This is a genomic window from Variovorax sp. Varisp46 (genome assembly GCF_059491885.1).
This window is the reverse complement of the sequence record NZ_CP168515.1, coordinates 2553574-2573488: the sequence shown is the minus strand read 5'-3', so window position 1 is coordinate 2573488 and position 19915 is coordinate 2553574. Positions and strand designations below refer to the sequence as shown.

Sequence of the window (19915 nt, the reverse complement as noted above, 5' to 3'; positions counted from 1 at the left end):
TCACTTGGCGGCGCGTTCCGCAGCTTCAAGGGTATTGACGAGGAGCATGGCGCGGGTCATCGGGCCGACGCCGCCCGGCACGGGGGTGATCCAGCCAGCCACTTCCTTCACGCTGTCGAAATCGACGTCGCCGGCCAGCTTGCCGTCGGCCCTGCGGTTCATGCCGACGTCGATGACCACCGCTCCGGGCTTCACCATGGCGGCCGTCAGGAGATCGAGCTTGCCCACGGCAGCCACGATCACGTCGGCCTGCCGCGTGATGGCGCCGAGGTCTTGCGTGGCGCTGTGGCAGATGGTCACGGTGGCGCTCTTGGCCAGCAGCATCATGGCCATCGGCTTGCCGACGATGTTGCTGCGGCCGATGACCACCGCGTGCTTGCCGCGTAGGTCGTAGCCGATGGATTCGAGCATCTTCATGCAGCCGTGCGGCGTGCAGGGCCAGAAGCCGGGTGCGCCGGTCATCAGCGCGCCGGCGCTGGCGACGTGGAAGCCGTCGACGTCCTTGGCGGGCGAGATCGTCTCGATGACTTTCTGGCTGTCCATGTGCTTGGGCAGTGGCAGCTGAACCAGAATGCCGTGCACCTTCGGGTCGTCGTTGAGGGCGCGGATGCGGGCCAGCAAGTCAGCTTCGCTCAGGTCGGCGGGGTAGGTCTCGAGCGTGGCCTGCAGGCCGGTCTCGGTGCTGTCGTTGACCTTGTGCTTCGTGTAGACCTGGCTGGCCGGATCGCTGCCCACCAAGATGATGGACAGTGCCGGGTTCACGCCGCGCGCCTTCAGCGCGGCGGTGCGGCCGGACACCTCGGCACGAATGGTTTTGGCGAGGGCGTTGCCGTCGATCAGTTGGGCGGTCATCGGTTTTGATTTTCCAAGTAAAAACGCCCGCTTGCGCAGGCGTGGGGAAGGTGCGTGGCTATCGGCGGGATAGCTGCGGCTCAGGAGGCCTTGGCCGTGGGGGCCGCTTGCCCGAGCGCTATCTTGAGCAGATCGGCCACAGTATTGGCATTGAGCTTTTCCATGATGTTGGCGCGATGCGCCTCGACCGTCTTGATGCTGATGCCGAGGTCGTCCGCGATCTGCTTGTTCAGGCGGCCGGCGACGATGCGTTCGAGCACCTGCGCCTCGCGGCCCGTGAGCTTGGACAGCAGCGCATCGCGGCTGGCCGACTGCTGGTGCTGCGTGAAGGCGCCGCGCGCATGTTCGAGCATGCGCTCAACCAGCGTGACGAGCTCTTCGTCGTTGAAGGGCTTCTGGATGAAATCCATCGCGCCCTTCTTCATGCTGTCGACCGCCATCGGCACGTCGCCATGGCCGGTGATGACCACGATCGGCAGCGGGGAGCGGCGTTCGATCAGGCGATCCTGCAGTTCGAGGCCGGTCATGCCGGCCATGCGGATGTCGACGATCAAACAGGCGACTTCGCGCGGGTCGTATCGGGAGAGAAAGGATTCGGCGGAATCGAAACAGCGGACTCTGTAGTCCTTGCCCTCGAGCAGCCATTGCAGCGAATCGCGTACGGCTTCGTCGTCGTCGACGACATAGACCGTGCCCTTCTTCGGAATCAAACTCATGCAGGTACCTTTGCCTCGTCGCTAGCTACGGAACTGATAGCGTCCAACACCGGAATCCAGAAGGAAAAACGGCATCCGATCACATCCGGGCCATTGTAGATGTTCTCCGCCTGCATCCGGCCGCGGTGCGACTCGACGATGGTGCGGCACAGATTGAGCCCGATGCCCATGCCCTCGGGCTTGGTGGAGAAGAAGGCTTCGTAGAGCCGGTCCATCACTTCCGGAGCGAGCCCCTTGCCCGTGTCCTGCACCGAGAACTCGATGGCGTTGTGGCCTTCGATGACCTTGGGCAGCACGCGCAGCTCGACGCTGCGGCGCGCCAGCGGGCGCTCGGCGATGTCGATGGATTCGGCCGCGTTCTTCAGCAGGTTGACCATCACCTGTTCGATGAGGATCGGGTCGACGCGCACCACCGGCAGCCGCGCGGCCACGTAGTGGTTCAGGCGCACGTTGCGCCGGCGCAACTCGATGCCTGCCAGCTCGACCGCCTCGCTCACCATGGTGGCCACGTCGGCCGGCGTGCGGTTGGGTTCGCTGCGCTTCACGAAAGAGCGGATGCGCTGGATGATCTGGCCGGCGCGCTGGGCCTGCTTCGACGTTTTCTCGAGCGCGGCGAGCAGCGCGTCGTTGTCGATCGATTGGCCCTTGATGCGCGACATCATCCCGTTGCAGTAGTTGGTGATGGCGGTCAGCGGCTGGTTGAGCTCGTGGGCCACGCTGGAGGCCATCTCGCCCATCGTGATGAGTCGGCTCGCAGCCTGGGCCTTGTCGGCCTGAGCGGCGGCCTGCTCCTCGGCGTCGCGGCGTGGCGTGATGTCGGTGGCGATCACCAGCTGCGCGAGGCGGCCGTCGACCCATGTCAGGTAGCGCGAACGCACTTCGAGCCATTTGCCGAGGTGCGGCACGAAGATTTCGTTGTTGGCCGCCTGCGCCGCGGTGAGCGTGTCGATCGGCAGGCCCGCGTACGGATCGACGTCGTCGAGGCCCTCGTCGTGCGCATTCGAGGCTGGCACACCTGCCTGCGCGACCATGCCCAGATGGCCCACGGTGTCGGAGCCGAACCAGAGTCGGTACAGCTTGTTGGCGAACAGCAGTTCCTCGCTGCCGATGGGCGCGACGGACACGGCCGCATCGAGCGCTTCCAGCACGGTGGTGAAGCGTTCGTACGAAGCCGACAACTGCTCGCGGATGCGCGTGGGCTCGGTGATGTCGGTCATCGACGTCATCCAGCCGGTCTGGTGGCCGCGCGCGTCGATCAGCGGCGACACGTAGAGCCGGGCGTTGAACACGCTGCCGTTCTTGCGCTTGACGCGCACCTGGAAGCCGCCGGGCAGGGCGCGGCCATGCAGCTCTTCTTCCAGGCGCTCGTTCATCACTTCGCGGTCGGATTCGAGCCAGTAGGGGAAGGGCGGCGACTGGCCGACGAGCTCGGCCTCGCTCCATCCGGTCATCGCGCAGAAGGCGGCGTTCACGTAGGTGATGCGGCCCTGCAGGTCGAGCACGCGCATGCCGGTCAGCATGGAGTTCTCCATGGCGCGGCGGAAATTGGTTTCTGCGACCAGCCGCTGCTGTGCCTGCAGCCGCCGCCGCGTGTGCCGCCAGGTGCCGATGAGCATCCAGCTCGTGAGCACGCTGAGCGCGCAGACCAGCCAGAACAGCCCGTTGCCGACCACGCCCTGCGAGGTGCGGTAGGCCTGCGCCCGCAGCACCAGAGCATTGCCCACCGGGGACACCGGCACTTCGTATTCGTTGGTCCGCTCGGTCCAGGGCAGCAGGCGCGTGCCGCCTTCCTTCAGGGTGGTGGTGTTGCCCGCGATCGCGTGGCCCTTGGCGTCGAGCAGCGACACCGCATAGCGCGCCTGTACTTCGGACGGCATGCCGTAGCGCAGCAGCCCGTCGACCGAGAACTCGCCAAGCACGACGCCTGCGAACAGGCCTTGATCGAAAAGGGGGATGTGCAGCTGCAGCATCGCAGGGGGGTCGCCCCCGGCCACGGGCTGCGAATACACCGGCTGGCGCAGCTCGCGGGCCAGCGCATAGTTGCTCTCGATGTCGCCCGGACGCAGCACGTCGCCGATCAGGTGCTGCTGGGCCGGGTGCACGCTGGGCGCCGCATAGCCGGCCTTGAAGCGGCGGCGGTCGTCGATCCAGGTGATGGTCTGCAGCTCGGGGAACTGGCTCACCAGCGACTCGGCTCGGCTGGTGAATTCGACTGGGTCGATCTCGCGGTTGGAAGCGTCGCGCGCGATGCGCATCAACTGCTCCTGCCGTTCCAAAAGCCGCAGGCGCATGCGCTGCTGTGCGTATTCGACGTCGCGGCGTACCGACTCCTGCTCGCGCTCGACTTCCTCGGTGCGCAGGTACCAGAAGGCGGACACGATGGCGGCAAGAAACAACAGCACGGCCGCCATCGGCGCGAGCATGGCGACTGCGTCCTGCAGCACCGGCGTCTGCCGGCGCCACCACCTGCGCCACCAGGACAGGGGCGAGGCATTCACGGCACTGCGGGCAACTGCCAGCGGAGAGGAAAAAGGCATGGTCCGAGTTTAGGTGAAGCCCTTCGGAAGCGACGGCAAAGCAACGTCGGCCCGGGCTTGCGCGCGGTTTTGCGCAGGGCAAACGCGAACTGAAAATTTCATATTAAGAAATTGCTACGCACTATTTGAAATCTCGATGTTTCTATGCGAAACTCCGCCGCGTTCGCTGCACAGCGCACTTAAATTACAGCCACAGCCCTAAAAGGAGAGACAAGCATGTCGGCAAATCCCGAGAACCTGTTCGGCTCGGCCGCAAACGATGCGGACGCCCAGGAGACCCGTGAATGGATGGATGCACTGTCCTCCGTCATCCAGAGCGAGGGTCCGGAGCGGGCCCACTTCCTTCTCGAGCAACTGCTCGAACATGCCCGCCAGAACACGGTCGACATGCCGTTCTCGGCCAACACGGGCTACGTCAACACCATCGAGCCCTCGCAGGAGGCCCGCAGCCCCGGCAACCTCGAGATCGAACAACGCCTGCGTGCCTACATGCGCTGGAATGCCATGGCGATGGTGGTCAAGGCCAACCGCATCCACCCGCCCGAAGGCGGCGACCTCGGCGGCCACATTGGCTCCTTCGCCTCGCTGGCCAGCATGTTCGGCGCCGGCTTCAACCACTTCTGGCACGCCGAGAGCGAGAACCACGGCGGCGACCTGCTCTACATCCAGGGCCACGTTTCGCCCGGCATCTATGCCCGCGCCTACCTCGAAGGCCGCCTCTCCGAAGAGCAGCTGCTCAACTTCCGCCAGGAAGTGGACGGCAAGGGCCTGTCGAGCTACCCGCACCCCAAGCTGATGCCGGAGTTCTGGCAGTTCCCGACCGTCTCGATGGGCCTGGGGCCGCTGATGGCGATCTACCAGGCGCGCTTCCTCAAGTACCTGCATGCACGCGGCATCGCCAACACCGAGAACCGCAAGGTCTGGGTGTTCTGTGGCGACGGTGAAATGGACGAGGTGGAATCGCTGGGCGCCATCGGCCTGGCGGCGCGCGAGAACCTCGACAACCTGATCTTCGTCATCAACTGCAACCTGCAGCGCCTGGACGGTCCGGTGCGCGGTAACGGCAAGATCATCCAGGAACTGGAAGGCGAATTCCGCGGTGCCAACTGGAACGTCGTCAAGCTGATCTGGGGCAAGGGTTGGGACGCCCTGCTCGAAAAGGACCATGACGGCGCGCTGCGCAAGATCATGATGGAGTGCAACGACGGCGACTACCAGGCCATGAAGGCCAACGATGGTGCCTACGTGCGCAAGAACTTCTTCGGCCGCGACCCGCGCACGCTGAAGATGGTCGAGCACATGACCGACGACGAGGTCTGGAGCCTGCAGCGCGGCGGCCACGACTCGCAGAAGGTGTACGCCGCCTTCCACGCCGCCCAGAACCACAAGGGCCAGCCCACGGTGCTGCTCGTCAAGACCGTCAAGGGCTTCGGCATGGGCAAGATCGGCGAAGGCAAGAACACGGTCCACCAGACCAAGAAGCTCGGCGACGAGGACATCAAGGCCTTCCGCGACCGCTTCAACATTCCGATTCCTGACAGCCAGATCGCCGAGCTGCCGTTCTACAAGCCGGCCGACGACACGCCGGAAATGCGCTACCTGCACGAGCGCCGCAAGGCGCTCGGCGGCTACCTGCCGCATCGCCGCGCCAAGGCCGACGAAAGCTTCACGGTGCCCTCGCTCGACACCTTCAAGTCGGTAATCGAGCCCACGGCCGAAGGCCGCGAGATCTCGACCACGCAGGCCTACGTGCGCTTCCTCACGCAGCTGCTGCGCGACAAGGCGCTGGGCCCGCGCGTCGTGCCCATCCTGGTGGACGAGGCACGCACCTTCGGCATGGAAGGCTTGTTCCGCCAGATCGGCATCTACAACCCGCACGGTCAGCAGTACACCCCGGTCGATAAAGACCAGGTCATGTACTACAAGGAAGACAAGGCCGGCCAGATCCTGCAGGAAGGCATCAACGAAGCCGGCGGCATGTCGAGCTGGATCGCGGCGGCCACGTCGTACAGCACGAACAACCGCATCATGGTGCCGTTCTATGTGTACTACTCGATGTTCGGCTTCCAGCGCATCGGCGACCTCGCCTGGGCGGCCGGCGACATGCAGGCCCGCGGCTTCCTGCTGGGCGGCACCTCGGGACGCACCACGCTGAACGGCGAAGGCCTGCAGCACGAAGACGGCCACAGCCACATCCTGGCCAACACCATCCCGAACTGCGTGAGCTACGACCCGACCTTCGCGCACGAAGTCGGCGTGATCCTGCACCATGGCCTCAAGCGCATGGTCGAGAAGCAGGACAACGTCTACTACTACCTGACGCTGCTCAACGAGAACTACGCGATGCCCGGCCTCCAGCCCGGTACCGAAGAGCAGATCATCAAGGGCATGTACCTGTCGAAGCAGGGCCCTGCGCTCAAGGCCAAGGCACCGACCGTGCAACTGCTGGGCAGCGGCACCATCCTGCGCGAAAGCTTTGCCGCGCAAGAGCTGCTCGAAAAGGACTGGGGCGTGTCGGCTTCCGTGTGGAGCTGCCCGAGCTTCAATGAGCTCACGCGTGACGGCCAGGACGCCGACCGCTGGAACCTGCTGCACCCGGACCAGACGCCGCGCGTGCCCTTCGTGGCCGAGCAGCTTGCGCCCACCACCGGCCCGGTGGTCGCCTCGACCGACTACATGAAGGCCTACGCCGAGCAGATCCGCCCCTTCATCCCGAAGGGCCGTACCTACAAGGTGCTGGGCACCGACGGCTTCGGCCGCAGCGACTTCCGAAACAAGCTGCGCGAGCACTTCGAGATCAACCGCCACTACATCGTGGTGGCTGCGCTCAAGGCGCTGAGCGAAGATGGCACCGTGCCGGTGGCCAAGGTGGTGGAAGCGATCAAGAAGTACGGCATCAATGTCGACAAGGTCAACCCGCTCTACGCCTGACCCTCAACAATCAACGAACGAAACGGCGCCTCAGGGCGGGAGACAAACGATATGGCAGCAGTGGAAGTCAAGGTGCCGGACATCGGCGATTTCGATGAAGTCGCGGTGATCGAGGTGCTCGTGAAGGTGGGCGATACGGTCAAGGCCGAGCAGTCGCTCATCACGGTGGAGTCGGACAAGGCATCGATGGAAATTCCGTCGTCGACCGCTGGCGTGGTCAAGGAGCTGAAGGTCGAGGTCGGCAGCAAGGTCAAGGAAGGCTCGGTGGTGCTCGTGCTCGAGGCCGAGGGAGCGGGTGCTGCAGCAGCACCGGCGCCCGCGGCTGCTCCGGCAGCAGCGCCGGCTCCTGCGCCGGCCGCAGCGGCCCCCGCGCCGGCTGCTCCCGCGGCAGCCCCGGCGGCCTCGGGCCCGGTGGAGGTCAAGGTGCCCGACATCGGCGACTTCAAGGACGTCGCCGTCATCGAAGTACTCGTGAAGGTGGGCGACGTGGTCAAGGCCGAGCAGTCGCTCATCACGGTGGAGTCGGACAAGGCCTCGATGGAAATTCCGTCGTCGGCTGCGGGCGTGCTCAAGGAACTCAAGGTCAAGGTGGGCGACACGGTCAACATCGGTGACCTGATCGCGGTGCTCGAAGGCGCTGCAGGGGCTGCTGCTCCGGCGCCGACCCAGGCAGCGGCTGCCGCACCGGCAACCGCAACCGCCAGTGCACCTGCACCGGCTGCTGCATCGGCGCCTGCTGCCGCCGCTGCTCCGGCTCATCAGCCGACGGTCGCCCCCAGCGCCAGCCTTCCGCACGCCTCGCCCTCGGTGCGCAAGTTTGCGCGCGAACTCGGCGTGCCGCTCGAAGAGGTCAAGGGCTCCGGTCCCAAGGGCCGCATCACGCAGGAAGACATCCAGAACTTCACCAAGGCCGTGATGAGCGGCCAGGCCAGCACCAAGGCCTCGGCGGCCAAGGCGCCGGCCGGTGGTGGCGACGGCGCCGCGCTGGGCCTGATCCCATGGCCCAAGGTCGACTTCACGAAGTTCGGCACGGTCGAGCGCAAGGACCTGTCGCGCATCAAGAAGCTCAGCGGCGCGAACCTGCACCGCAACTGGGTGATGATCCCGCACGTCACCAACAACGACGAAGCCGACATCACCGAGCTCGAGGCCTTCCGCGTCTCCACCAACAAGGAGAACGAGAAATCGGGCGTGAAGGTCACGATGCTGGCCTTCGTCATCAAGGCGGTGGTCGCGGCGCTGAAGAAGTTCCCCGAGTTCAACACCAGCCTGGACGGCGACCAGCTCGTCTACAAGCAGTACTACAACATCGGCTTCGCGGCGGACACGCCCAACGGCCTCGTGGTGCCGGTGCTCAAGGATGCCGACAAGAAGGGCATCCTGCAGATCAGCGCCGAGATGGGCGAGCTCGCCAAGAAGGCGCGCGACGGCAAGCTCGGCTCGGCCGACATGCAGGGCGGCTGCTTCTCGATCAGCTCGCTGGGCGGCATCGGCGGCACGCACTTCACGCCGATCATCAACGCTCCCGAAGTGGCCATCCTCGGCCTCTCGAAGGGCCAGATGAAGCCGGTGTGGGACGGCAAGCAGTTCGTGCCGCGCCTGACGCTGCCGATGTCGCTGTCGTACGACCACCGCGTGATCGACGGCGCCCTGGCTGCGCGTTTCAACGCCTACCTGGGCCAGGTGCTCGCGGACTATCGCCGTATTCTTCTATGACCCCCCGAGCACCTGCGGTGCTCCCCCCAGAGGGGGGCGCCTCCCTTGGGGCGGCCCGGTGGGAGGCGCTATGACCACCGTAGTGGCCGTCCGCAAAGGCGGCCAGGTCACGATGGCAGCCGATTCTCTGGTGACCTTCGGCGACACGCGGCTTTCGCACCGCGCCGAGGCGAACCAGAAGATCTTCACCGTCGAGGATGCGGCGGGGCAGAGCCTGTTCGCGGTGGCTGGTGCCGCCGCGCACTTCCTGGTGCTGCAGCACGCGCTGGCCGCGCAGCCGCGCGAGCAGTTGCTGTTCGGCAGCAAGCACGAGATCTTCCGCACCTTCACGATGCTGCATCCGGTGCTGAAGGACTCGTTCTTCATGCAGACCAAGGAAGACGAGCACGAGCCCTACGAGTCGAGCCAGTTCACGATGCTGCTGGCCAACCAGAGCGGCATCTACGGCATCTATAGCTACCGCGAGGTGTTCGAGTTCAAGGAGTTCTGGGCCATCGGCTCGGGACGCAGCTTTGCGCTCGGCGCCATGCACGCGGCCTATGACATCAAGTCGCGCAACTCGCGCGACGTGGCGGAGGCAGGCATCGCCGCCGCCTGCGAATTCGATCGCAATTCGGCCCCACCGGTCGACGTTCTCACACTCAAACTGAAAGTGTCCAAATGAGCGAACAACAAATCAAGGTGCCCGACATCGGCGACTTCGACGAAGTGGCAGTGATCGAGGTGCTGGTCAATATAGGAGACACGGTCAAGGCCGAGCAGTCGCTGATCACGGTCGAATCGGACAAGGCCTCGATGGAGATTCCGTCGTCCGCTGCCGGCGTGGTGAAGTCGCTGGCCGTGAAGGTGGGCGACAAGGTCAAGGAAGGCTCGGTGGTGCTGACGCTGGAGGTGGACGGTGCCGCGGCGGCAGCGCCCGCAGCGGCCGCACCGGCGCCCGCAACTGCGCCCCCCGCATCCAAGGCAGCGCCCGCACCGGCCCCTGCATCGGCGGCCGTGGCGGTGTCGAGCTATGGCGGCAAGGTCGATGTCGAATGCGACGTGATCGTGCTCGGCGCCGGCCCCGGCGGTTACTCGGCCGCCTTCCGTGCCGCTGACCTGGGCCTGAAGGTCGTGCTGATCGAGCGCTACGCCACCCTCGGCGGCGTGTGCCTGAACGTCGGCTGTATCCCGTCGAAGGCGCTGCTGCACGTGGCTTCCGTGATGGACGAGGTCAAGCATTTCGCCGACCTCGGCGTGAGCTTCGCCGCGCCCACGGTCGACCGCGCCAAGCTGCTCGGCCACAAGAACAAGGTGGTGGGCAAGCTCACCGGCGGCCTCACGGCCATGGCCAAGATGCGCAAGGTGACGGTGCTGCGCGGCGTCGGCAACTTCATCGATCCGTACCACCTCGAGGTGGAAGAAACCTCCGGCACGAGCTGGGACACCACCGGCAAGAAGCAGACGGTCAAGTTCCGCAACGCGATCATCGCGGCCGGTTCGCAGTCGGTGAGCCTGCCGTTCATGCCGAAGGACCCGCGCGTGGTCGACTCGACCGGCGCGCTCGAGATGGGCACCGACCCCAAGCGCATGCTGATCCTGGGCGGCGGCATCATCGGCCTCGAAATGGGCACGGTGTATTCCACGCTCGGCGCGCGCCTGGACGTGGTCGAGATGCTCGACGGCCTGATGCAGGGCGCCGACCGCGACCTCGTGAAGGTCTGGCAGAAGATGAACACCCCGCGCTTCGACAACATCATGCTCAAGACCAAGACGGTCGGCGCCGAAGCCACGAAGGAGGGCATCAAGATCACCTTCGAGGGCGAGAACGCGCCGAAGGAGCCGCAGGTCTACGACCTCGTGCTGCAGGCCGTGGGCCGCAGCCCGAACGGCAAGAAGATCGGCGCCGAGAAGGCAGGCGTCACGGTGAGCGACCGGGGCTTCATTCCGGTCGACATCCAGATGCGCACCAACGTGCCCCACATCTTCGCCATCGGCGATATCGTGGGCCAGCCCATGCTGGCGCACAAGGCGGTGCACGAGGCGCACGTGGCGGCTGAAGTCATCGCCGGCGAGCAGAAGGGGGACAAGGAGTTGTCCAGCGCCGCCTTCAATGCCCGCGTGATCCCCAGCGTCGCCTACACCGACCCCGAAGTGGCGTGGGTCGGCCTCACCGAGGACCAGGCGAAGGCCGAGGGCATCAAGGTCAAGAAGGGGCACTTCCCGTGGACGGCCTCGGGCCGCGCCATTGCCAACGGCCGCGACGAGGGCTTCACCAAGCTGCTGTTCGATGCCGAAACGCACCGCATCCTCGGCGGGGGCATCGTCGGCACGCATGCCGGTGACATGATCGGCGAGATCGCTCTGGCGATCGAGATGGGCGCGGACGAGATCGACATCGGCAAGACCATCCATCCGCACCCGACGCTGGGCGAAAGCATCGGCATGGCGGCGGAAGTGGCGCATGGCACCTGCACGGACCTGCCGCCCGCGAAGAAGGCCGCATGACCCAGGGCGCGATCGAGCGCCCATGAAAAAATCCCGCCGAAGCGGGATTTTTTTCGTCCTGACTTGCGGAGGGCTCAGTTGCCGGTGTTGGCGAGAGCCGCGGCCTTGACTTCTTCCGTCGGTGCGCCGGGTACGCGGCGGGCGCCGTCGAAGCGGTGTTGCCAATAGCTTCCGTTCATGTCTTCCACGCGAACCTGGGCGCCGGAGCGGGGCGAGTGGATGAACTTGCCTTCGCCGACGTAGATGCCGACATGGCTGAAGGCGCGGCGCATGGTGTTGAAGAACACGAGATCGCCGGGCTTGAGCTGGCTGCGATCGATCTTCTCGGTGGCGGCAGCTTGCTCTTCGGCGCGGCGCGGGAGCATGTGGCCCACGGTCTGGTTGTACATGGCGCGAACGAAGCCGCTGCAATCGAAGCCCGATTCGGCGGTGTTGCCGCCGCGACGGTATGGAACGCCGAGGAAGCCGATGGCGGTCACCACGAGATCCGAAGTGCGTTCGGTGACGGTCTGGCGAACCTGCTTGAGCTGTCCGATGATGCCCTTGTCGGCGAGCATTCGTGCCAACTCGTCATCGGTCTTGTCTTGTTGGGGGGCCGCATGAACGGCGACGGCAAATAGAAGGGACGCGGGAAGGACGAAAAAACGCATGGCGCGTAGGATATTGATGACGCGCGGTTATGTCAATTTAAACAGAATTAGCGAATCCATTTGTAAGTCATTGATTTACATGGGAAATTTTAATCCGGTCCAGGAAAAAATGTAACGGCGAACGTTTATGGCCCATAAGCGGTTGACCTCGAAAGGGCCCTCGGACCTCGGGTTGATCGATGCTCTTGCTGGATTCAGTCGTTATTTCCCGTCAAGATCGCCCCAACTTCACGGAAAAGCCATGAATTTGCCGCGCTTATCGCTTTTGGCTTCTCTTCGTCTCTGGACATTTGTCACGGTAATCGGTTTCTGCGCCACCGCCGCGGCGCGGATGAGGCCTGAAACGTTGGTTACCGGTCTTGAAAACCCGTGGGGCGTCGCCTTCCTCCCGGGTGGCCGTTTCGTGGTGACGGAGCGGCCCGGCCGCCTCCGGCTGGTCGGTGCCGACGGGAAGATCTCGGCGCCCATCGCGGGCTTGCCTCTCATCGCGGCGGGCGGGCAGGGCGGCTTGCTCGACGTGCTGGCCGATTCCGACTTCGAGAAAAACCGCACGCTGTACTTCTGCTTCTCCGAACCCGATGCCGGCGGTTCGGCCAACAGCACCGCGCTGGCCCGCGCCAATCTGTCGGCCGACGGCACCAAGCTCGAGGGGCTGAAGATCATCTTCAGCCAGCAGCCCAAGGTCGCGAGCCGCAACCACTTCGGCTGCCGTATCGTAGAGGCGCGCGATGGCGCGCTGTTCCTCACGCTGGGCGACCGCTTCAGCCACAAGGAAGACGCGCAGAAGCTCGACAACCACCTGGGCAAGATCGTGCGCATCGGCAAGGACGGCACGGTGCCCAAGGACAACCCCTTCGTCGGCAAGGCGGGCGTGCTGCCCGAGATCTGGAGCTACGGCCATCGCAACGGACAGGGCGCCACGCTTGCGCCCGACGGCCGCCTCTGGATGACCGAGCACGGGCCGCAGGGCGGCGACGAAATCAACATTCCGCAGGCCGGCCGCAACTACGGCTGGCCTGTCATCACCTACGGCGAGAACTACGGCGGCGGAAAGATCGGCGACGGCATCACGGCCAAGGAGGGCATGGAGCAGCCGCTGCACTACTGGGTGCCGTCGATCGCGCCGTCCGGCATGGCGTTCCTGACCAGCGACCGCTACGGCGCGGGCTGGAAGGGCAACCTGTTCGTGGGCTCGCTCAAGTTTGGCTATCTCGACCGCATCGAGCTGAAAGGCGCAAAGGTGGTCGCCGAGCACAAGCTGCTGGCCGAGGGCCGCGCCCGCATACGCGACGTGAAGCAGGGGCCGGATGGATTGCTCTACGTGCTCACCGACGAAGCCGACGGCAAGCTGCTGCGCCTGCGGCCGAACTGAGTTCGGCGCGGATTTTCAGCCGGGGCAGCCCGGCAGCGGCAAGGTCGGCAGCACCCGGCGCCAGAGGCGGTTCCACTCAGGCCAGTCGTGGCCGCCTTCTGTCGTGAAAACGCGCTCGGGCGGCAGTACGTTCGCCAGTAGCTGGTTGCTGAAGGCAAAGCGGTCGTCCACGCCGTAGCCCAGATAGAGCGGCGGCCGCGCGCCTGCCGTGTTCGTGAAGCCCGCGTAACCGCGCAGCCATTGCCAGAGCTGCGTCTCGTTGGGCGTTCGCGGAGGGCTCGCGGCCGGGTCGACCAGCGGCCCGTTCCACCTGGCGAGGCCGCCCGCGTTGGCGATGTCCGTGCCGAGCGCGCGCTCGCCGAGATAGGGCGCGAGCGTCACCAGCCCGGCGAGTTCGCCGGGGTGTGTCTGCGCATAGAGCATTCCGCCGAAACCGCCGAGGGAAATGCCGACGAACCAGAGGTGGCGGTAGCCCTGGCTGCGCGCCGGCGCGACCACGTCGGCGCTCAGGCGATCGAGGATGGTCTTGTCGTTGTAGTAGCCCAGATGTGCGTCGACCAGCATCACGTCTGCCGCGACGCGATTCTCCTGAACGGCATGGACGAAGCCCTCGCGCGCGAACTCGTCGGGCGCCGAGTAGGCGCCGGGAAGCATGACCAGCAGCGTGTCGACCTCGCCGCGTGCGCAGCTGCTCTTTTCGAGCGAAGTCGCCATCGGCACCACGGCCTTGCGCACGCCGCCGCAGGCCACGGCGAGCAGCGCGGCGCCGAGGCCCAGCACCGCGAGGCACGCCCGTTTGGAGAACAGCTTCATGCGCCGCAGTTTAGGCGTGCCTCGATGCGGGCAGACGGCCCGTGCCGGCGGGCGCACGTCGAGAGAGCCCGACGCGGTCCTTTCGGTGGTACGGTTCAGCCCAACTCAACCGATACCTGAAAGACACCGCTCATGCTGCTCGACGCCTCGCTCTCCCAACTCGTTCTGGTCGACTACCAGGCGCGGCTGATGCCGGCGATCTTCGAGGGCGAGGCCGTCGCGCAGAACGCAGTGCGCCTCGGCAAGATGGCGCACCTGTTCCAGGTGCCGGTGTTCGGCACCGAGCACAACCCCTCCAGCCTTGGCGAAAACCTGCCCGACGTCCGCGCGCTGTGCCAGCGCACCCTGTCGAAGATGCATTTCAGCGGCGTGGAGGAAGGCCTCGGCGAGTGGCTGCGCGTGCCGGCCAAGGCGCCGCAGGGCAATGCGCGCAGCCTGCCCAAGCATCTGCAAAAGCCCGCCGCCGCGGCCGAGGAGCGCAACAGCATCGTGATCGCCGGCTGCGAAGCCCATGTCTGCCTGCTGCAGACCGCGCTCGACCTGCTGGAAGACGAGTTTGAAGTCTGGGTCGTGACCGATGCCTGCGGTTCGCGCACCGAGCGCAACCGCGACGCGGCCTTCGACCGGCTGGCGGGTGCCGGTGCCGAACTCGTGACGACCGAGATGGTCGGTTTCGAGTGGCTGCGCACGGCGGAACACCCCGCGTTTCCTGAATTGCTTTCGCTCGTCCGGTAACCGCATCTGCGGCGGGAGGCAGGGCTCGGCCGGATTGTTCCGGCCGTCAGCTTGCTGCAAGATCGGTCTCCATAATTATGAATTCAGTTTTGGTGGTGCCGCCAGACCCGAATGAATAACAGGAGACATACCCAGATGAGCCGCTACGAAGAGTTCTATCGCCAATCCGTCGATGCGCCCGAGGCCTTCTGGGCCGAGCAGGCGAAGCTGATCGACTGGCAAAACCCCGCGCAACAGATCCTGGATGCCAGCCAGCCGCCTTTTGCGCGCTGGTTCGTCGGCGGCACGACCAACCTGTGCCACAACGCGGTCGACCGGCATCTGGCCGCGCGGGGCGATCAGCCCGCGCTGGTCTTCGTCTCCACCGAAACCGGCGTCGAGAAGAGCTGCAGCTTCAACGAGTTGCATGCCGAGGTGCAGCGCACCGCCGCCAGCCTGATCGAACTCGGCGTGGGCAAGGGCGATCGCGTGCTCATCTACATGCCTATGATTCCCGAAGCCGCCTTCGCGATGCTGGCCTGCGCGCGCATCGGCGCCATCCATTGCGTGGTGTTCGGCGGATTCGCCAGCGGCTCGCTGGCCACGCGCATCGAGGACGCCGAGCCCAAAGTGATCGTGAGCGCCGATGCGGGCTCGCGTGGCGGCAAGGTCATTGCGTACAAGCCCTTGCTCGACGAGGCGATCCGCCTGTCGAAACACAAGCCCTCGGCGGTGCTGCTCACGGACCGCGGCCTCGCATCCATGGACCTGACTGCGGGCCGTGACCATCTGGCCGCCGAACTCAGGCGCAAGCACCTCGACGCCAAGGTGCCCTGCACATGGCTCGCCTCCACCGACATCAGCTACACCATCTACACCAGCGGCACGACCGGCAAGCCCAAGGGCGTGCAGCGCGACGTGGGCGGCTACGCGGTCGCGCTGGCCGCCAGCATGAAGCACATCTTCGACGGCCGACCCGGCGAAACCTACTTCTCGACCAGCGACATCGGCTGGGTGGTGGGCCACAGCTACATCGTCTACGGCCCGCTCATCGCGGGCATGGCGACGATCATGTACGAGGGCCTGCCCACGCAAGGCATCGACCGGCAGCCCGACGGCGGTATCTGGTGGCGACTCGTCGAAAAGTACAAGGTGACGGTGATGTTCAGCGCCCCCACCGCGGTGCGCGTGCTCAAGAAGCAGGACCCGGCGCTGTTGAAGAAGTACGACCTGTCGAGCCTGCGCGCGCTGTTTTTGGCGGGCGAGCCGCTCGACGAGCCCACCGCACGCTGGATCAGCGAAGGCCTGGGCGTGCCGATCATCGACAACTACTGGCAGACCGAATCGGGCTGGCCGATGATCACCATCGCCAACGGCGTGGAGGCCAAGCCCAGCAAGTTCGGCAGCCCGGGCGTGCCGATGTACGGCTACCGCATCAAGATCCTGCATGAATCGACCGGCGAAGAACTGACCGCCCCGAACGAGAAGGGCGTGGTGGTGGTCGAAGGCCCGACGCCGCCCGGCTTCATGCAGACCGTGTGGAAGGACGATGCGCGCTTCGTCAACACGTACTGGAAGAGCGTGCCCGGCAAGATGGTCTACTCGACCTTCGACTGGGGCATTCGCGACGAAGACGGCTATTTCTACATCCTTGGTCGCACCGACGACGTGATCAACGTGGCGGGTCACCGCCTCGGCACGCGCGAGATCGAGGAGAGCATCTCGGGCCACGCCAACGTGGCCGAGGTCGCCGTGGTGGGCGTGGCCGACGCGCTCAAGGGCCAGGTCGCGATGGCCTTCGTCGTTCCCAAGGACGGCAAGGCCGTGGGCGATGCCGATGCGGCACTCAAGCTCGAAGGCGAGATCATGAAGATGGTGGCAGACCAGCTCGGGGCGCTGGCGCGGCCAGCGCGCGTGCGTTTCGTGAGCGGCCTGCCCAAGACGCGCAGCGGCAAGCTGCTGCGCCGTGCCATCCAGGCCGTGTGCGAGCAGCGCGACCCGGGCGACCTGACCACCATCGACGACCCCGCCACGCTGCAGCAAATCAAACAGTTACTCTCTTCCGCCTGAATGAGCAGTGGAGGGGTTGCGAAGCTCCTTTGGGCCGTCATATGGTTGACGTGGCACAATGCCAAGGTACTCAGGCCCTTCCCCAGCCACAGTCGCATCCGCCAATCGGTTCAGCCGTGTCGCGGAAGGTTTCTTAACCAGCTAGTGCTTCCTTCAGGGAAGCGAAGGTCAGCGGATCATGAGCGATTCTTCTACGCCCACGGCGTACACAGCCTATCAAGGCAACACCTACCTCTTCGGTGGCAATGCGCCCTATGTCGAAGAGATGTACGAGAACTACCTCGCCAACCCCGGCAGCGTGCCCGACAACTGGCGTTCGTATTTCGACGCGTTGCAGAACGTTCCCGCCGCCGATGGCACCAACACCCGCGACGTTCCGCACCTGCCGGTCATCAATGCTTTCGCCGAACGCGCGAAGCAGGGCACGACCAAGGTCGTGCAGGCCAGCGGCGCCGACTCCGAGCTCGGCCGCAAGCGCACCTCGGTCCAGCAGCTGATCGCCGCCTACCGCAACGTCGGCGCCCGCTGGGCCGACCTCGATCCGCTCAAGCGCGCCGAGCGTCCCTCGATCCCGGAACTCGAACCCTCGTTCTACGGCTTCACCGACGCAGACCTCGAGACGGTGTTCAACACCAGCAACACCTTCTTCGGCAAGGAGACCATGTCGCTGCGCGACCTGCTCAACGCCTTGCGCGAAACGTACTGCGGCACGATGGGCGCCGAGTACATGTACACCACCGACCAGAACCACAAGCGCTGGTGGCAGCAGCGGCTCGAGAGCGCCCGCACCAACCCCAAGCTGAGCGCCGAGCAGAAGAAGCACGTGCTGAACCGCCTCACGGCCGCCGAAGGCCTCGAGCGCTTCCTGCATACCAAGTACGTCGGCCAGAAGCGCTTCTCGCTCGAAGGCGGCGAGAGCTTCATCGTCGCGATGGACGAACTGATCAATCAGGCCGGCGCCAAGGGCGTGCAGGAAATCGTGATCGGCATGGCCCACCGCGGCCGCCTGAACGTGCTGGTCAACTCGCTCGGCAAGATGCCGGCCGACCTGTTCGCCGAGTTCGACCACACCGCCCCCGAAGACCTGCCCAGCGGCGACGTCAAGTACCACCAGGGCTTCAGCTCGGACGTGACCACCCCCGGCGGCCCGGTGCACCTGAGCCTCGCGTTCAATCCCTCGCACCTCGAGATCGTGAACCCCGTGGTCGAAGGCTCGGTGCGCGCCCGCATGGACCGCCGCGGCGACCCGCTGGGCAAGCAGGTGCTGCCCGTGATCGTGCACGGCGACGCCGCCTTCGCAGGCCAGGGCGTCGTGATGGAAACGCTGGCGCTGGCCGAGACCCGTGGCTACTCCACCGGCGGCACGGTGCACATCGTCATCAACAACCAGATCGGCTTCACCACCAGCGACCCGCGCGACAGCCGCTCGACGCTGTACTGCTCGGACATCGTCAAGATGATCGAGGCGCCGGTGCTGCACGTGAACGGCGACGACCCCGAAGCCGTGGTGCTCGCCACCCAGATCGCGCTGGACTTCCGCATGGAATTCCAGAAGGACGTGGTCGTGGACATCATCTGCTTCCGCAAGCTGGGCCACAACGAGCAGGACACCCCCTCGCTCACCCAGCCGCTCATGTACAAGAAGATCGCAGTCCACCCCGGCACGCGCAAGCTGTACGCCGACAAGCTGGCCGCGCAAGGCCTGGGCGACACGCTCGGCGACGACATGGTCAAGGCGCAGCGCGCTGCCTTCGACGAAGGCAAGAACACCGTCGACCCCGTGCTGACCAACTTCAAGAGCAAGTACGCCGTCGACTGGAGCCCGTACCTCAACAAGAAGTGGACCGACGCCGGCGACACCGCCATTCCCTCGAGCGAGTGGAAGCGCCTGGCCGAAAAGATCACCTTCGTGCCCGAGGGCTTCACTGTGCACCCGCTCGTGAAGAAGGTGCTGGACGACCGCGCCGCCATGGGCCGCGGCGACGTGAACGTCGACTGGGGCATGGGCGAGCACATGGCCTTCGCATCGCTGGTGGCCAGCGGCTACCCGATCCGCCTGTCGGGTGAAGACTCGGGCCGCGGCACGTTCACGCACCGCCACGCCGTGCTGCACGATCAGAACCGCGAGAAGTTCGACACCGGCACCTATACGCCGCTGCAGAACGTGGCCGACAACCAGGCGCCGTTCGTCGTGATCGACTCGATCCTGTCGGAGGAGGCCGTGCTCGCATTCGAATACGGCTACGCCTCGAACGACCCGAACACGCTCGTGATCTGGGAAGCCCAGTTCGGCGACTTCGTGAACGGCGCGCAGGTGGTGATCGACCAGTTCATCGCTTCCGGCGAAGTGAAGTGGGGCCGCGTCAATGGCCTCACGATGATGCTGCCGCACGGCTACGAAGGCCAGGGCCCCGAGCACAGCTCGGCTCGCCTGGAGCGCTTCATGCAGCTGAGCGCCGACACCAACATGCAGGTGGTGCAGCCGACCACGGCCAGCCAGATCTTCCACGTGCTGCGCCGCCAGATGGTGCGCAACCTGCGCAAGCCGCTGATCATCCTGACGCCCAAGTCGCTGCTGCGCAACAAGGACGCGACCTCGCCGCTGTCCGAGTTCACCAAGGGCAGCTTCCAGACCGTCATTCCCGACAGCAAGGGCCTGAAGGCCGAGAAGGTCAAGCGCCTGATCGCCTGCTCCGGCAAGGTCTACTACGACCTGGCCAAGAAGCGCGAAGAGCAGGGCACCGAGGACGTGGCGATCATCCGCGTCGAGCAGCTCTACCCCTTCCCGCACAAGGCTTTCGCTGCCGAGATCAAGAAGTACCCGAACCTCGTCGACGTGGTGTGGTGCCAGGACGAGCCGCAGAACCAGGGCGCCTGGTTCTTCGTGCAGCACTACATCCACGAAAACATGCAGGACGGCCAGAAGCTCGGCTACTCCGGCCGTGCTGCCTCGGCATCGCCGGCGGTGGGCTACTCGCACCTGCACCAGGAACAGCAGAAGGCGCTCGTCGATGGCGCGTTCGGCAAGCTCAAGGGCTTCGTGCTGACCAAGTAATC

13 protein-coding genes are annotated in these 19915 nt (G+C 65.4%); 8 read left to right on the top strand and 5 right to left on the bottom strand.

Annotation, left to right across the window (positions count from 1 at the left end; translation table 11 throughout):
* The 3 genes from folD to ACEN9N_RS12215 form a co-directional block, all read right to left on the bottom strand.
* Positions 1 to 852, bottom strand: coding sequence for a bifunctional methylenetetrahydrofolate dehydrogenase/methenyltetrahydrofolate cyclohydrolase FolD (gene folD / locus ACEN9N_RS12225; protein ID WP_495656150.1), 852 nt, complete (start codon positions 850 to 852; stop codon positions 1 to 3).
* An 80-nt stretch (positions 853 to 932) separates the two neighbouring features.
* Positions 933 to 1568: a response regulator transcription factor gene (locus ACEN9N_RS12220; RefSeq protein ID WP_007828214.1), complete on the bottom strand. Its 636-nt coding sequence runs from the start codon at positions 1566 to 1568 to the stop codon at positions 933 to 935.
* Positions 1565 to 4105 (bottom strand): PAS domain-containing sensor histidine kinase, encoded by a 2541-nt coding sequence (locus ACEN9N_RS12215; protein ID WP_413314670.1) that lies wholly within the window; start codon positions 4103 to 4105, stop codon positions 1565 to 1567. Before ACEN9N_RS12215 ends, ACEN9N_RS12220 begins: the two co-directional genes overlap by 4 nt.
* A 216-nt stretch (positions 4106 to 4321) precedes the next feature.
* Here ACEN9N_RS12215 and aceE point away from each other — a divergent pair, with 216 nt between their 5' ends.
* The 4 genes from aceE (at position 4322) to lpdA (ending at position 11239) form a co-directional block, all read left to right on the top strand.
* A complete protein-coding gene (gene aceE / locus ACEN9N_RS12210; RefSeq protein WP_413333847.1) occupies positions 4322 to 7036 on the top strand; it encodes a pyruvate dehydrogenase (acetyl-transferring), homodimeric type in 2715 nt (904 codons plus the stop codon).
* Positions 7037 to 7087: 51 nt separating this feature from the next.
* Positions 7088 to 8752 (top strand): dihydrolipoyllysine-residue acetyltransferase, encoded by a 1665-nt coding sequence (gene aceF / locus ACEN9N_RS12205; RefSeq protein WP_495656149.1) that lies wholly within the window; start codon positions 7088 to 7090, stop codon positions 8750 to 8752.
* Between the two features lie 70 nt (positions 8753 to 8822).
* Positions 8823 to 9416 carry an Ntn hydrolase family protein gene (locus ACEN9N_RS12200; protein WP_007828222.1) on the top strand — a complete coding sequence of 198 codons (594 nt, stop codon included), beginning with the start codon at positions 8823 to 8825 and terminating at the stop codon, positions 9414 to 9416.
* Complete coding sequence (gene lpdA / locus ACEN9N_RS12195; RefSeq protein WP_495656148.1) at positions 9413 to 11239, top strand: dihydrolipoyl dehydrogenase; 1827 nt, start codon at positions 9413 to 9415, stop codon at positions 11237 to 11239. Before ACEN9N_RS12200 ends, lpdA begins: the two co-directional genes overlap by 4 nt.
* 74 nt (positions 11240 to 11313) lie before the next feature.
* On the opposite strand, the gene ACEN9N_RS12190 is transcribed toward lpdA, so the two are convergent.
* A complete protein-coding gene (locus tag ACEN9N_RS12190; RefSeq protein ID WP_413314674.1) occupies positions 11314 to 11889 on the bottom strand; it encodes a C40 family peptidase in 576 nt (191 codons plus the stop codon).
* Between the two features lie 241 nt (positions 11890 to 12130).
* Here ACEN9N_RS12190 and ACEN9N_RS12185 point away from each other — a divergent pair, with 241 nt between their 5' ends.
* The gene (locus ACEN9N_RS12185) at positions 12131 to 13261 is read left to right on the top strand and encodes a PQQ-dependent sugar dehydrogenase (RefSeq protein ID WP_495656147.1); all 1131 of its coding nucleotides are present in this window, start codon (positions 12131 to 12133) and stop codon (positions 13259 to 13261) included.
* Positions 13262 to 13276: 15 nt separating this feature from the next.
* Here ACEN9N_RS12185 and ACEN9N_RS12180 read toward each other — a convergent pair whose 3' ends face one another.
* Positions 13277 to 14074 (bottom strand): alpha/beta hydrolase, encoded by a 798-nt coding sequence (locus ACEN9N_RS12180; protein WP_495656146.1) that lies wholly within the window; start codon positions 14072 to 14074, stop codon positions 13277 to 13279.
* Between the two features lie 132 nt (positions 14075 to 14206).
* Here ACEN9N_RS12180 and ACEN9N_RS12175 point away from each other — a divergent pair, with 132 nt between their 5' ends.
* The 3 genes from ACEN9N_RS12175 (at position 14207) to ACEN9N_RS12165 (ending at position 19913) form a co-directional block, all read left to right on the top strand.
* Positions 14207 to 14809, top strand: coding sequence for an isochorismatase family protein (locus ACEN9N_RS12175; RefSeq protein WP_413314679.1), 603 nt, complete (start codon positions 14207 to 14209; stop codon positions 14807 to 14809).
* 135 nt (positions 14810 to 14944) lie between these two features.
* Complete coding sequence (locus ACEN9N_RS12170; RefSeq protein ID WP_495656145.1) at positions 14945 to 16858, top strand: propionate--CoA ligase; 1914 nt, start codon at positions 14945 to 14947, stop codon at positions 16856 to 16858.
* Between the two features lie 178 nt (positions 16859 to 17036).
* Positions 17037 to 19913 (top strand): 2-oxoglutarate dehydrogenase E1 component, encoded by a 2877-nt coding sequence (locus ACEN9N_RS12165; RefSeq protein WP_007828239.1) that lies wholly within the window; start codon positions 17037 to 17039, stop codon positions 19911 to 19913.
* The last annotated feature ends 2 nt before the right edge of the window (positions 19914 to 19915 follow it).

What these genes read in the sequence shown, in the direction of transcription:
- ACEN9N_RS12200 (WP_007828222.1), top strand. Translation starts at nt 8,823, where the DNA reads ATGACCACCGTAGTGGCCGTCCGCAAAGGCGGCCAGGTCACGATGGCA.
- ACEN9N_RS12165 (WP_007828239.1), top strand. Translation starts at nt 17,037, where the DNA reads ATGAGCGATTCTTCTACGCCCACGGCGTACACAGCCTATCAAGGCAAC.
- lpdA (WP_495656148.1), top strand. Translation starts at nt 9,413, where the DNA reads ATGAGCGAACAACAAATCAAGGTGCCCGACATCGGCGACTTCGACGAA.
- ACEN9N_RS12175 (WP_413314679.1), top strand. Translation starts at nt 14,207, where the DNA reads ATGCTGCTCGACGCCTCGCTCTCCCAACTCGTTCTGGTCGACTACCAG.
- aceF (WP_495656149.1), top strand. Translation starts at nt 7,088, where the DNA reads ATGGCAGCAGTGGAAGTCAAGGTGCCGGACATCGGCGATTTCGATGAA.
- ACEN9N_RS12180 (WP_495656146.1), bottom strand. Translation starts at nt 14,074, where the DNA reads ATGAAGCTGTTCTCCAAACGGGCGTGCCTCGCGGTGCTGGGCCTCGGC.
- aceE (WP_413333847.1), top strand. Translation starts at nt 4,322, where the DNA reads ATGTCGGCAAATCCCGAGAACCTGTTCGGCTCGGCCGCAAACGATGCG.
- ACEN9N_RS12190 (WP_413314674.1), bottom strand. Translation starts at nt 11,889, where the DNA reads ATGCGTTTTTTCGTCCTTCCCGCGTCCCTTCTATTTGCCGTCGCCGTT.
- ACEN9N_RS12220 (WP_007828214.1), bottom strand. Translation starts at nt 1,568, where the DNA reads ATGAGTTTGATTCCGAAGAAGGGCACGGTCTATGTCGTCGACGACGAC.
- ACEN9N_RS12170 (WP_495656145.1), top strand. Translation starts at nt 14,945, where the DNA reads ATGAGCCGCTACGAAGAGTTCTATCGCCAATCCGTCGATGCGCCCGAG.
- folD (WP_495656150.1), bottom strand. Translation starts at nt 852, where the DNA reads ATGACCGCCCAACTGATCGACGGCAACGCCCTCGCCAAAACCATTCGT.
- ACEN9N_RS12185 (WP_495656147.1), top strand. Translation starts at nt 12,131, where the DNA reads ATGAATTTGCCGCGCTTATCGCTTTTGGCTTCTCTTCGTCTCTGGACA.
- ACEN9N_RS12215 (WP_413314670.1), bottom strand. Translation starts at nt 4,105, where the DNA reads ATGCCTTTTTCCTCTCCGCTGGCAGTTGCCCGCAGTGCCGTGAATGCC.